This window comes from Streptomyces sp. NPDC058674 (genome assembly GCF_042716505.1).
Taxonomy (GTDB): Bacteria; Actinomycetota; Actinomycetes; order Streptomycetales; family Streptomycetaceae; genus Streptomyces.
Genome location: NZ_JBHXSC010000054.1, coordinates 37,613 through 49,865, shown reverse-complemented (window position 1 = coordinate 49,865; position 12,253 = coordinate 37,613). Strand labels below are relative to the sequence as shown.

General features: G+C 70.2%; 11 protein-coding genes and 1 pseudogene. 5 read left to right on the top strand and 7 right to left on the bottom strand.

Annotated features, from left to right (window positions below; translation table 11 throughout):
- Nucleotides 1–100 (top strand): annotated as a pseudogene (locus ACFWU6_RS24690) (IS481 family transposase); the annotation flags it as partial.
- Here ACFWU6_RS24690 and ACFWU6_RS24685 read toward each other — a convergent pair.
- Nucleotides 97–1,473, bottom strand: a complete 1,377-nt coding sequence (locus ACFWU6_RS24685; RefSeq protein ID WP_383803787.1) for a glycine--tRNA ligase — start codon at nucleotides 1,471–1,473, stop codon at nucleotides 97–99. The pseudogene ACFWU6_RS24690 and the gene ACFWU6_RS24685 overlap by 4 nt on opposite strands.
- Before the next feature lie 154 nt (nucleotides 1,474–1,627).
- Between ACFWU6_RS24685 and ACFWU6_RS24680 the strand changes: the two genes are divergently transcribed.
- The 4 genes from ACFWU6_RS24680 to ACFWU6_RS24665 are packed head-to-tail and all read left to right on the top strand — an operon-like array spanning nucleotide 1,628 to nucleotide 4,793.
- Complete coding sequence (locus tag ACFWU6_RS24680; RefSeq protein WP_383983073.1) at nucleotides 1,628–2,617, top strand: metal ABC transporter substrate-binding protein; 990 nt, start codon at nucleotides 1,628–1,630, stop codon at nucleotides 2,615–2,617.
- A gap of 29 nt (nucleotides 2,618–2,646) precedes the next feature.
- The gene (locus ACFWU6_RS24675) at nucleotides 2,647–3,438 is read left to right on the top strand and encodes a metal ABC transporter ATP-binding protein (RefSeq protein ID WP_383803861.1); all 792 of its coding nucleotides are present in this window, start codon (nucleotides 2,647–2,649) and stop codon (nucleotides 3,436–3,438) included.
- Nucleotides 3,438–4,304, top strand: coding sequence for a metal ABC transporter permease (locus tag ACFWU6_RS24670; RefSeq protein ID WP_383803791.1), 867 nt, complete (start codon nucleotides 3,438–3,440; stop codon nucleotides 4,302–4,304). Before ACFWU6_RS24675 ends, ACFWU6_RS24670 begins: the two co-directional genes overlap by 1 nt.
- A gap of 51 nt (nucleotides 4,305–4,355) precedes the next feature.
- Complete coding sequence (locus ACFWU6_RS24665; protein WP_383803793.1) at nucleotides 4,356–4,793, top strand: Fur family transcriptional regulator; 438 nt, start codon at nucleotides 4,356–4,358, stop codon at nucleotides 4,791–4,793.
- Nucleotides 4,794–4,841: 48 nt separating this feature from the next.
- Here the strand turns inward: ACFWU6_RS24665 and ACFWU6_RS24660 are convergent, their stop codons facing one another.
- The 6 genes from ACFWU6_RS24660 to leuA form a co-directional block, all read right to left on the bottom strand.
- Complete coding sequence (locus tag ACFWU6_RS24660; RefSeq protein WP_383983071.1) at nucleotides 4,842–5,393, bottom strand: hypothetical protein; 552 nt, start codon at nucleotides 5,391–5,393, stop codon at nucleotides 4,842–4,844.
- Nucleotides 5,394–5,442: 49 nt separating this feature from the next.
- The gene (locus ACFWU6_RS24655; protein ID WP_383803796.1) at nucleotides 5,443–6,264 is read right to left on the bottom strand and encodes an isoprenyl transferase; all 822 of its coding nucleotides are present in this window, start codon (nucleotides 6,262–6,264) and stop codon (nucleotides 5,443–5,445) included.
- 11 nt (nucleotides 6,265–6,275) lie between these two features.
- On the bottom strand, nucleotides 6,276–7,022 hold the full coding sequence (recO, locus tag ACFWU6_RS24650) for a DNA repair protein RecO (RefSeq protein WP_383803798.1): 747 nt from the start codon (nucleotides 7,020–7,022) through the stop codon (nucleotides 6,276–6,278).
- A gap of 109 nt (nucleotides 7,023–7,131) precedes the next feature.
- Nucleotides 7,132–8,688, bottom strand: a complete 1,557-nt coding sequence (locus ACFWU6_RS24645) for a nucleobase:cation symporter-2 family protein (protein WP_383983069.1) — start codon at nucleotides 8,686–8,688, stop codon at nucleotides 7,132–7,134.
- 573 nt (nucleotides 8,689–9,261) lie between these two features.
- Nucleotides 9,262–9,957 (bottom strand): TerB family tellurite resistance protein, encoded by a 696-nt coding sequence (locus ACFWU6_RS24640; RefSeq protein WP_383983067.1) that lies wholly within the window; start codon nucleotides 9,955–9,957, stop codon nucleotides 9,262–9,264.
- Between the two features lie 189 nt (nucleotides 9,958–10,146).
- Nucleotides 10,147–11,910 (bottom strand): 2-isopropylmalate synthase, encoded by a 1,764-nt coding sequence (leuA, locus tag ACFWU6_RS24635; RefSeq protein ID WP_383803803.1) that lies wholly within the window; start codon nucleotides 11,908–11,910, stop codon nucleotides 10,147–10,149.
- Nucleotides 11,911–12,253 lie beyond the last annotated feature (343 nt).

The following is a 12,253-nucleotide window of genomic DNA, read 5'->3' as shown; positions in this document are numbered from 1 at the left end:
AGACTTCCTCCACACCTACAACCACCACCGCTGCCACACCGCACTCGACGGCAAGCCACCCATCAGCCGTGTGAACAACGCTGCGGGTCAATACACCTAGCAGCCGAGCAGGCGGCTGCCGAGGTAGCTCTGGATCTGGTCCAGGGAGACGCGCTCCTGCTTCATGGTGTCGCGCTCGCGCACGGTCACCGCGTTGTCGTCCAGGGTGTCGAAGTCGACGGTGACGCAGAACGGCGTACCGATCTCGTCCTGGCGGCGGTAGCGGCGGCCGATGGCGCCCGCGTCGTCGAACTCGATGTTCCAGTTCTTGCGCAGGTCGGCGGCGAGGCCCTTGGCCTTCGGCGACAGCTGCGGGTTGCGGGACAGCGGCAGGACGGCGACCTTGATCGGGGCCAGGCGCGGGTCGAGGCGCATCACGGTGCGCTTCTCCATGACGCCCTTGGCGTTGGGGGCCTCGTCCTCGATGTACGCGTCGAGCATGAAGGCGAGCATGGCGCGGTTGACACCGGCCGCCGGCTCGATGACGAACGGGGTGTAGCGCTCGCCGGCCTCCTGGTCGAAGTAGGTGAGGTCCTGGCCGGAGGCGGCGGAGTGGGCCTTCAGGTCGTAGTCGGTGCGGTTGGCCACGCCCTCCAGCTCGGAGAACTCGTTGCCGCCGAAGTTGAAGCGGTACTCGATGTCAGCGGTGCGCTTCGAGTAGTGGGACAGCTTCTCCTTCGGGTGCTCGAACCAGCGGATGTTCTCCTCGCGGATGCCGAGGTCGCGGTACCAGTTCCACCGCTCCGCCATCCAGTACTCCTGCCACTGCTCGTCCTCGCCCGGCTTGACGAAGAACTCCATCTCCATCTGCTCGAACTCGCGGGTGCGGAAGATGAAGTTGCCCGGAGTGATCTCGTTCCGGAAGGACTTGCCCATCTGCGCGATGCCGAAGGGCGGCTTCTTGCGCGAAGTGGTCTGCACGTGGGCGAAGTTGGTGAAGATGCCCTGGGCGGTCTCCGGGCGCAGGTAGGCCTTGGAGTCCTGGGTCGGGCCGAGGTGGGTCTCCAGCATGCCGGAGAACTGCTTGGGCTCGGTGAACTGGCCCTTCACGCCGCAGTGGGGGCAGTTGACGTCGGCGAGGCCGTTGGCGGGCAGCCGGCCGTGCTTGGCCTCGTACGCCTCTTCCAGGTGGTCCGCGCGGTGGCGCTTGTGGCAGGCGGTGCACTCGGTCAGCGGGTCCGAGAAGGTCGCGACGTGGCCGGAGGCCACCCAGACCTCGGGGGCCAGGATCACGGACGAGTCGAGGCCGACGATGTCCTCACGCCCGGTGACCATCGCCTTCCACCACTGGCGCTTGATGTTCTCCTTGAGCTCGACACCGAGCGGGCCGTAGTCCCAGGCGGCCTTGGAGCCGCCGTAGATGTCACTGCAAGGGAAAACGAAGCCACGGCGCTTGCTCAGGCTGACGATGGTCTCGATCTTGTCGGCGGCCACGGTGCTCTCTTCAGTACGAGGACGAACGGCGAAGCCTTTAGGTTACCGGCGCCCGTACCCTCCCCTTCAAATCGGATCCCCCTTCCACGGCCCGCCCCCGCCCTCCCACCTGGCTTGTTGACAACCGTTTCCATCTTTGATGAAAATGGATGTCATGAACGTACGACGCCTCATACCCGCAGCCGCCCTCGCCGGAGCCGTAGCCCTCGGCGCCACGGCCCTCACCGCCTGCTCCGACGCCGGCGCCGCCAGTGGGAGCGGGAGCGGCGGGCTCGACGTGACGGCGTCGTTCTACCCCATGCAGTTCCTCGCCGAGCGGATCGGCAAGGACCACGTGAAGGTCTCCACCCTGACCAAGCCGGGTGTCGAGCCGCACGACCTGGACATCACCCCCAAGCAGACCGCGCAGCTCGGCGAGGCCGACGTGGTCCTCTACCTCAAGGGCCTCCAGCCCGCCGTGGACGAGGCCGTCGCGCAGTCCGGCGTGAAGAACGTGGTCGACGCCGCCACCCTCACCGAGCTCGAGGCGCACGCGGCCTCCGGCCACGACGGCCACGACCACGCGGCCGAGGGCGGAGCCGAGGCCGAGGGCCACGGCCACGACCACGGGCACGACGAGGGCGGCAAGGACCCGCACGTGTGGCTCGACCCCAGCAAGTACGCGGAGATCGCCAAGGGCGTCGGCGCGTCCCTGGAGAAGGCAGACCCCGACCACGCGGCGGACTACAAGAAGAACACTGCGGACCTGGTCGCCGAACTGGGCGCGCTGGACACCGAGTTCAAGGACGGCCTGAAGAACACCGCCTCCAGGACCTTCATCACCACCCACTCCGCCTTCGGCTACCTCGCCGAGCACTACGGCCTGGACCAGGAGGGCATCGCCGGCGTCGACCCCGAGTCCGAGCCCAGCCCCGCCCGGATGAAGGAGCTCCAGGCGGTCGCGAGGAAGGACAATGTCACCACCGTGTTCTTCGAGACCCTGGCCAGCGACAAGACGGCCACGACCCTCGCCCGGGACACCGGCCTGAAGACCGACGTCCTCGACCCCCTCGAGGGGATCAGCGACACGTCCCAGGGCGACGACTACTTCGAGGTCATGCGGTCGAACCTGAAGAACCTCCAGAAGGCGCTCGGAGCCAAGTGATGACAGCAGCAGCAACGGAGGCGCGAGCCATGCAGTCCACACCGGGACGGGCAGCGGACCAGCCCGTCATATCCCTGCGCGGGGCCTCGGCCTCGCTCGGCTCGCGCCCCGTGCTGCGCGGGGTCGACCTCGCCGTCCACCGCGGGGAGGTCGTCGCCCTGCTCGGCGCCAACGGCTCCGGCAAGTCCACGGCCGTCCGCGCCGTGGTCGGCCAGGTCCCGTTGACCGACGGCGCCCTGTCCCTCTTCGGTACGGACTTCAGGCGCTTCCGCACCTGGTCGCGGGTCGGGTACGTCCCCCAGCGCACCACCGCCGCCAGCGGCGTCCCCGCCACCGTGCGGGAGGTCGTCTCCTCCGGGCGGCTCGCCCGGTCCCGCTTCGGCCTCCTGCGCAGGGCCGACCGGGAGGCCGTCACGCGCGCCCTGTCCCTGGTGGACATGGATGCCCATGCCGACGCCTCGGTCAACGCCCTCTCCGGCGGCCAGCACCAGCGGGTGCTCATCGCCCGGGCCCTCGCCGTCGAGCCCGAACTCCTGATCATGGACGAGCCGATGGCCGGTGTGGACCTCGCCAACCAGGAGGTCCTCGCCAACGCCCTGCGCACCCAGGTCGCCGCCGGGACCACCGTCCTGCTCGTCCTGCACGAGCTGGGTCCGCTGGAACCGCTGATCGACCGCGCCGTCGTCCTGCGCGACGGCTGCGTCGTCCACGACGGCCCGCCGCCCGAGGCCGTGGGGCAGCACGCCCTGCCCGGCCACGACCACGTACACCCCCACGCGGCGCACGACGCCGAGCCCCTCCGGACGGGACTGCTGAGCTGATGGAGATCCTCGACTACGCCTTCATGCAGCGGGCCCTGCTCGCGGCCGTCCTCGTCGGCCTGACCGCCCCGGCCATCGGCACGTACCTGGTCCAGCGCCGCCAGGCCGTCATGGGCGACGGCATCGGCCACGTGGCCATGACCGGCGTCGCGCTCGGCTTCCTGCTGAACACCAGCCCCGTGTGGATGGCCACCCTGGTCGCCGTCGTCGGCGCCGTCGGCATGGAACTCATCCGCTCCCGCGGCAGGACCAGCGGCGACATCGCGCTCGCCATGCTCTTCTACGGCGGCCTGGCCGGCGGCGTCATGATCATCAACCTGTCGCCGGGCGGCTCCACCGCCAATCTGACCAGCTACCTCTTCGGCTCCATCACCACCGTCTCGGCCGAGGACATCACGGCCGTGGTCGTCCTCGCCGCGTTCGTCCTCGCCGTCACCGTCGGTCTGCGCCGCCAGCTGTTCGCCGTGTGCCAGGACGAGGAGTTCGCCCGCGTCACCGGCCTGCCGGTGCGCGCGCTCAACCTGCTGATGGCGGTCACCGCCGCCGTCACCGTCACCGTCGCGATGCGCATCGTGGGCCTGCTGCTGGTCAGCGCCATGATGGTGATCCCCGTCGCGGCCGCCCAGCGCGTCACCCGCGGGTTCACCGCGACCCTCTCGGCGGCGATGGCCATCGGCGTGCTGGTCTCGCTGACCGGCACGGCCACCACGTACTACCTCGACGCGCCCTCCGGCGCCACCATCGTGCTGCTCGCGATCGCCGTCTTCACGGTGATGACGGCGCTGTCGACGCCCCTGGCCCGGCGCCGGGCGAAAGCGGCGCGCGCGGCCGAAGAGGTCTGCACCCGAGACGACGTGAAGGTCTAGGGGAGTCGGCCGCCTGGCACAATGGGCCGAGGCCGATACGAGGAGGAACCGGTGGCGACTGCGCCTGGCGAGATGAATACCGCGCCAGTACGAGGACGATCCACCCGGCAGCGGGCCGCAGTGGCGGCGGCGCTGGACGAGGTGGACGAGTTCCGCAGCGCCCAGGAACTCCACGACATGCTCAAGCACCGTGGCGATTCCGTGGGCCTGACCACCGTCTACCGCACCCTCCAATCCCTCGCGGACGCCGGCGAGGTCGACGTCCTGCGCACCAGCGACGGCGAGTCGGTCTACCGGCGCTGCTCCACCGGGGACCACCACCACCACCTGGTCTGCCGCACGTGCGGCAAGGCCGTCGAGGTGGAGGGTCCGGCCGTGGAGAAGTGGGCGGAGTCCATCGCGGCCGAGCACGGTTACGTGAACGTGGCCCACACGGTGGAGATCTTCGGCACCTGCGCGGACTGCGCGGCCGCCCCCGCTCCCGCCTAGGCCCTGTCGGTTCCCGCCGGTCCCGCATTCGGCGGGACCGGCGGATGCCTACCGCCTGCGCAGGTGCGCGTCCAGGACCGCGCGCAGGCCGTCCGCGTCGGCCGGGGCCCGGATGCCTCTCTTGGGCAGGACCGTCATGGCCACCGCCCTTTTGTCATCGCTGAGCATGAGGAACGCCTCGGCCGTCTCCACGTACGTCGGCTGCGCCTCCCAGCCGATGTGCGTCCGGCAGGTGGCGGCCGTCACCAGGACCCCGGAGTCGTCCACGACGGTGCGGGTCTCCCCCGCCTTCTCCAGCATCCCTGCGAAGGCCCGCGCTTGGAGCCGCGGGCCGAAGAGCGTGTGGACCCACAACGCGACTCCGCAGGCGAGGAAGAGCAGCGGCTTCCCGACAAGCGGCTCCCCCCACACCGTCGCCAGCACGCTGAACCCCAGGCCCAGCGTCCCTCCGACGGGGAACGCCCACCGCCTGCGGCGTCCCGCGGCGGTGTGGGCGTCCCGCGCGCGCAAGGCGTGCTCGAGGTCCGCCCGAGTCGTCCGGTAGACGAGCTCGACCGCCTGCCCGGTCCGTTCCACCGACTGCACCCCATCCGTGTCCATGACAGCGGATCGTAGGGCAGCGGGCGACGGCCGGGCGTATCGGCCCTGGTCAGCCGGTGGGGCCCTCCGCCTGGTTCGGGAGGGCGCCGCCGAAGCGGCGGTCGCGCTGGGCGTACTCCAGGCAGGCCGCCCAGAGGTTGCGGCGGTCGAAGTCGGGCCACAGGACGTCCTGGAAGACCATCTCGGCGTACGCGCTCTGCCAGAGCAGGTAGTTGGACGTGCGCTGCTCGCCGCTCGGCCGCAGGAACAGGTCCACGTCCGGCATGTCCGGGTAGTACATGTACTTCGCGAAGGTCTTCTCGTTCACCTTCGACGGATCGAGCCGCCCCGCCGCGACGTCGCGCGCGATGGCCTGCGCCGCGTCCGCGATCTCCGCGCGGCCGCCGTAGTTCACGCAGAAGTACAGGGTCATGGCGTCGTTGTCGACGGTCTGCTCCTGGGCGACCTGGAGCTCCTGGACGACCGACTTCCACATCTTCGGCATGCGGCCGACCCAGCGGATGCGGATGCCCAGCTCGTTCATCTCGTCGCGGCGGCGGCGGATGACGTCGCGGTTGAAGTTCATCAGGAAGCGGACCTCGTCGGGCGAGCGCTTCCAGTTCTCCGTCGAGAAGGCGTACAGCGAGAGGTTCTTGACACCCATCTCCAGGCAGCCCTTGAGCACGTCGAGCACGACGCCCTCGCCGACCTTGTGCCCCTCGGTGCGCGGCAGTCCGCGCTCCTTGGCCCAGCGGCCGTTGCCGTCCATGACGACCGCGACGTGGTTCGGAACCAGCTCGCCGGGGATCTTCGGCGGGCGGGCACCGGACGGGTGCGGCTCGGGAACCTTGTACTCGCGGCGAGAGCGTCCCAGAATCCCGCGTCGTGCCATGTGCCCAGCTCCTATTTCTCGACGTATCGCAGGGAGCGCAGCCCGCGCTCCAGATGCCAGTGCAAGTAGGCGGAGACCAGTCCGCTGCCCTCCCGCACGTGACGCGCCTCGCACGCGTCGGCATGGTTCCAGTCGCCCGTCAGCAGGGCGCTGAGCAGGGCGATGGACTCAGACGAGGGTACGACGCTGCCGGGCACCCGGCAGTCCCCGCATATCACCCCGCCCGCGGCGACGGAGAAGTGCCGGTTGGGGCCGTGGATCCCACACTTCGCGCAGTCCTCGAAGCTCGGCGCGTAGCCGTTGACGGCGAGGGAGCGCAGCAGGAAGGCGTCGAGGATGAGGTGCGGCTCGTGTTCGCCGCGCGAGAGCGTGCGCAGGGCGCCCACGAGCAGCAGGTACTGCTGTACGGAGGGTTCGCCCTCGTTCTCCGTGAACCGTTCGGCGGTCTCCAGCATGGCGGTGCCGGCGGTGTAGCGGGCGTAGTCGGTGACGATGCCGTTGCCGTACGGGGCGATGATCTCGGTCTGCGTGCAGAGGGGGAGGCTGCGGCCGATCAGCTCGCTGCCGCGGGCGAAGAACTGCACGTCGGCGTGGGAGAAAGGTTCCAGCCGGGAGCCGAACTTGGACTTCGTCCGCCGAACCCCCCGGGCGACCGCCCGGACCCGGCCGTGGCCCCGGGTCAGCAGTGTGATGATGCGGTCCGCCTCACCCAGCTTCTGGGTGCGCAGCACGATGCCGTCGTCGCGGAACAGGCTCATGCGCCCATTGTCCCCTGCCGCTCACCCGTACGGGGACACCCGTACGGGGACAGCGCCGTCGCCCCGCCGGGACCGGGGTCCGGGCGGGGGTGGCGGCCCCGGGGAGGGATCAGGTGGCGGGCGTCCCCGCGCCGTCCGCGTGCTCGACCGGAGCGGGAGCCGCGGCCGGAGTTGAGGCCGGGGCCGCAGTCGCGGCCTGAGCCGGGACCGGAGCCGCGGCAGCCGGGGCCGGGGCCCGGCCCGGTTCCGCGCCCTGGTCCGGCTCCGCCGCCCGGGGCGGCAGCTCGACCCCGGGGACGGCCGGCACGTCGTCCTGGGCCAGGCCGTTGAAGATCAGGTTGAGGACGATGGCGGCCGTCGCACCGAGGGTGACTCCGCTGTTCAGGAGGGACGAGAGGTCCGCGTCCATGTGCCGGGTGAAGAAGACGGGGACGGTCGCGGGAAGCAGGGCGAAGGCCAGGGAGACGCCGACGATCAGCGCGTTCTTCTCCTCCTTGAGGTCCACCTGGCCCAGGGTCTGGATGCCGGCCAGCGCGACCATGGCGAACATGACGGTCGCCGCGCCGCCGAGGACTCCGTGCGGGACCGCGGCGACGATCGCCGCGGCCTTGGGCAGCAGACCCAGGACGATCATGAAGACGCCGGCGGCGACGACCACGAACCGGCTCTTGACCTTCGTCATCCGCACGAGCCCGACGTTCTCGGCGAAGGCCACGTACGGGAAGGAGTTGAGGATGCCGCCGAGGGCGGTCGCGGCGCCGTCGGCCCGCAGCGCGCGGGCCACGGTCTCGCTGTCGATGTCCTTCTCGACGATCTCGCCGACGGCATGGGTGTCGCCGGTCGTCTCGACCATGGTGATCAGCATGACGATGAGCATCAGGAGGATCGGGAACCACTCGAACTTCGGGACGCCGAAGTGGAAGGGCGTGGTGACGCCGATCCAGCCGGAGTCGCCGACGTCGTCGAACTTCGCGTCTCCGAGGAGGAAGGCGACCGCGGTGCCGCCGACCAGGCCGAGGAGGATCGAGATGCTGGACAGGAACGGCCTGCCGATCTTCATCAGGACGAGGATGAAGAGCATCGTGCCGCCGGCGTAGGCGAAGTGCTTCGGGTCCCCGAAGTCCGGGCTCCCGACACCGCCGGCCGCGTCGTTGAGGCCGACCGGGATCAGGACGATGCCCAGCACCGTGATGACCGTGCCGGTGACGACCGGCGGGAACAGCCGCATGACCGTCCGGAACGCCCGGGCGGGCAGCCAGGCGAAGGCGAAGGTCGCGATGCCGGCGGTGATGACCGCTCCGTAGATGACGAGCAGCGCGGCGGTGCCGCCGCCCGCGCCGAGGCCTATCGCGATCATCGGGGAGACGGCGGTGAAGGTCACGCCCTGGATCAGGGGCAGTCGCGCGCCGATCCGGCCGATGCCCCAGGCCTGGATGATCGAGGCGATACCGCAGGTGAAGAGGTCCGCGTTGATCAGGTAGACGAGCTGTTCGGGACTCAGCTTCAGCGCGTTGCCGACGATGATCGGGACGATCACCGCGCCGGCGTAGAAGGCGAGTACGTGCTGGAAGCCGTACAGAGCGAGCTTGGGGAGGGGGAGCACCTCGTCGACCGGGTGCGTGTTCTTCTGTCCGCTGGCGGAAAGCCGGGCGGCGACACGTGACATCTCTGCCTTGCCCTTCAAGAGGTGGGATGCGCGAGGGAGATCTGGTTGCCCCGGCCGGAGTGGGTCGCCAACCCGTTGATCCGTCAGGGCCGTCAGTGAGTTCACGTGCATCGAAGCCGCGCTGTGTTACCGGCGGCGTCTCGTCGTGTGACCGGAATTGAACGCCTGTGGGGGTGCTCACAGATACCGTCGACTTCTACAGACTGTTGCCCCTGCGGCGCTGTCGATCTGGAGGTTCCTCCCATGGCGCCGTCCGTGGCGCAGGAGTATGGGGCACGCGTCCGAAAGCGGAGCCCCGGCCCCTCGCGGCAGCCCGGAGCCCCCGGGGTGACCTGCGCACGAGGCCTTTACGAAGATCCGGCGGGACGGAGGCGACGCCCTGGTTGCGGCCCGTTCGCCTGGCCGGTACACCGGGCGCGGACCGGCGCCCTCCACCGCTGCGCAGGGTGTGCGCGGGCCTCCGGTCCGGCGTTGCGAGGCCGGATCGTTACGTCGGACGCGGCCGTGGTGGCCGGTTTCGGATACGGCCGGTGCGGTGGAGGCGGGGCGCGGCCACGCGGCGCCGCCACCGCCCTACGGGGCCCGTACCTCCGACAGCAGCCGGACCACCTCGTCCGTGTCGATCCGCAGCGCCGCGCCCACCGTGGCGAGCACCTCGCGCTCGGCCGGGATGTACGGGCCGTCCGCCAGGGCGATCCGGGCGCCCTGCAGCAGAATTGATTCGCGGCCCGGCGCGGCCAGGTGCGGGGCCAGCGGCTCCAGCGCCTCGTGGAGCTCTATCGACAGCGCGGCCCCGCAGCACTCGGGCACGTCGTACAGCCCGAGCCGGCCCTCGTCGCTGGACAGCGCCTCCACCAGGGCTTCCAGTTGCCCCTCCGAGCAGTCCTGGAACCCCGCGGCCCGTACGGTGCCCACCGCGGCCTCCAGGGCGCTGCGCGAGCCCGTCCCGCCGGCCGCCAGCACGGCCAGGGTCACCGTGTGCACCGCGTCGCGCAGCAGCGCCGTGAAGCGGGTGGTCGTCAGGTGGTCCAGGACCTCGGTGTCGAAGCGCTCGCGGCAGCCGTGGCACTCCACGACGGGCCCGGCCTGCCCGCGCGGCACCAGCGGCACCCCGAGGACGGTGAAGCGGCGGCGACCGGTGCGCCGCCGGTAGTTGCGGTCCCCACCGCAGGCGGGGCAGAAGAACTCCCCGTCGCCCACGGTGCTCCAGGTGGTACGGGTGCCCCAGACCCTCAGCTTCCGGCCGTCCCCACCCCGAACTGGCAGCACGTCGCACCTCCGTAACCCTCCGGCAACATCGCCGGGTGGCCGTGATGTTAGCCACATCGGTGAGGATGCGTCAGTCGTGTGACCGGACAACCTTGCCGCGGGGCCGGGACTTGGCCGGTCTGCGCCCCCGCGGTACGGCGGCACCCCGCCCCTCCACGGGGGAGGCGGCGGGGTTTTCCGAGGGGTGGGTCAGCGGCCCGCGCGGTTGACGGCGGAGATGACCGCCTTCAGGGAGGCGCGGGTGGTGTTGGCGTCGATGCCGATGCCCCACAGGACGCGGCCGTCGATCGCGCACTCGATGTACGAGGCGGCGACGGCGGAGGCGCCCTCGCTCATGGTGTGCTCGGTGTAGTCCAGCAGGCGAGCGTCGATGCCGATGCCGGCCAGTGCGTCGAAGAAGGCCGAGATCGGACCGTTGCCGGTGCCGTCCAGCACGGTGTCCACGCCGTCCACGACCGCCTCGACGGTCAGCGTGTCCGTACCGTCCTTGTCGGTGGTGGTCTGGCCGGAACGCAGCTGGACGCGTCCCCACGGGTTCTCGGGGTTGGGCAGGTACTCGTCCTGGAAGACCGACCAGATCGCCTTCGGCGTGACCTCGCCGCCCTCGGCGTCGGTCTTGGCCTGGATGATCCGGGAGAACTCGATCTGCATACGGCGCGGCAGGTCCAGCTTGTGGTCGTTCTTCAGGACGTAGGCGATGCCGCCCTTGCCGGACTGCGAGTTGACGCGGATGACGGCCTCGTAGGAGCGGCCGACGTCCTTGGGGTCGATGGGCAGGTACGGCACGGCCCACTCGATGTCGTCCACGGTCTTGCCGGCGGCGGCCGCGTCGGCCTCCATCGCGTCGAAGCCCTTCTTGATGGCGTCCTGGTGGGAGCCGGAGAAGGCGGTGTAGACCAGGTCGCCCGCGTAGGGGTGGCGCGGGTGGACCTCCATCTGGTTGCAGTACTCGCTGGTGCGGCGGATCTCGTCGATCTGCGAGAAGTCGATCTGCGGGTCGATGCCCTGGGAGAACAGGTTCATGCCCAGGGTGATCAGGTCGACGTTTCCGGTGCGCTCGCCCTGACCGAACAGGCAGCCCTCGATGCGGTCGGCGCCGGCCATCAGGGCCAGCTCGGCGGCGGCGACGGCGGTGCCGCGGTCGTTGTGCGGGTGCACGGAGATGCAGACGTGCTCGCGGCGGGTCAGGTGGCGGGCCATCCACTCGAAGCGGTCCGCGTGGGTGGAGGGCGTCGAGCGCTCCACGGTGGCGGGCAGGTTCAGGATGATCTCGCGCCCCTCGCCCGGCTGCCAGACGTCGCAGACGGCCTCGCAGACCTCCAGGGCGAAGTCCAGCTCGGTGTCGGTGAAGATCTCCGGGCTGTACTGGTAGCCGAAGGTCGTCTCCGGGCCCAGCAGCTTCTCGGCGTACTCCATGACCAGGCGGGTGCCGTCGACGGCGATCTGCTTGATCTGCTCCTTGGAGCCGCGGAAGACGACCCGTCGGAAGGTCGGGGCGGTCGCGTTGTACAGGTGGACGGTGGCGCGCCTGGCGCCGACCAGGGACTCCACGGTCCGCTCGATCAGGTCCTCGCGGGCCTGGGTCAGTACGGAGATGGTGACGTCGTCCGGGATCGCGCCCTCTTCGATGATGGAGCGCACGAAGTTGAAATCGGTCTCGCCGGAGGAGGGGAAGCCGACCTCGATCTCCTTGTAGCCCATGCGCACCAGCAGGTCGAACATCTCGCGCTTGCGGGCGGGGGTCATCGGGTCGATCAGCGACTGGTTCCCGTCGCGCAGGTCGGTCGACAGCCAGCGGGGAGCCTTGGTCACGCGGGCGTCGGGCCACGTGCGGTCCGGGATCTCGACCTGCTCGTAGAAGCCGTACTTGTGGATCGGCATCCCGGAGGGCCGCTGGGTGTGGGTCGCGTTGGTGATGGGCGTGGGGCGACCGACAAAAGGCTGCTGGCTCATGGCGTTGGGCTCCTCGCGTGTCCGCGTGTAGTTCGCTGGGACGGCCGACGGGCGGTGGCGAAACCGCAGCACCGAACTCCGCGGGGAGGGGGCCGGCCTACGACTACAGACCCTCGCCGCGGCGGCTAAGGAGAAGCAGCCCGAAACGCATGATGGGCCGAGCCTAGCCGAGCCGCGCCGGGTACGGGGGTCCTGTTTCAGTATGCAAGACCCTCCGGTCCGATTTACACCCTGTGTGAAGTATGCCGCTTTTACCCAACCGATTTCGGCGGGTCCGTCAACTCGGCGGCCCGCCGTTCAGACGAGTGAATGAATCATGGTTGCAGGTAGTGACAGGCGCGTG

Coding starts and splice junctions, on each gene's coding strand:
- ACFWU6_RS24660 (WP_383983071.1), bottom strand. CDS start 5,393: ATGGACACGGATGGGGTGCAGTCGGTGGAACGGACCGGGCAGGCGGTC.
- ACFWU6_RS24670 (WP_383803791.1), top strand. CDS start 3,438: ATGGAGATCCTCGACTACGCCTTCATGCAGCGGGCCCTGCTCGCGGCC.
- ACFWU6_RS24645 (WP_383983069.1), bottom strand. CDS start 8,688: ATGTCACGTGTCGCCGCCCGGCTTTCCGCCAGCGGACAGAAGAACACG.
- ACFWU6_RS24655 (WP_383803796.1), bottom strand. CDS start 6,264: ATGGCACGACGCGGGATTCTGGGACGCTCTCGCCGCGAGTACAAGGTT.
- leuA (WP_383803803.1), bottom strand. CDS start 11,910: ATGAGCCAGCAGCCTTTTGTCGGTCGCCCCACGCCCATCACCAACGCG.
- ACFWU6_RS24680 (WP_383983073.1), top strand. CDS start 1,628: ATGAACGTACGACGCCTCATACCCGCAGCCGCCCTCGCCGGAGCCGTA.
- recO (WP_383803798.1), bottom strand. CDS start 7,022: ATGAGCCTGTTCCGCGACGACGGCATCGTGCTGCGCACCCAGAAGCTG.
- ACFWU6_RS24675 (WP_383803861.1), top strand. CDS start 2,647: ATGCAGTCCACACCGGGACGGGCAGCGGACCAGCCCGTCATATCCCTG.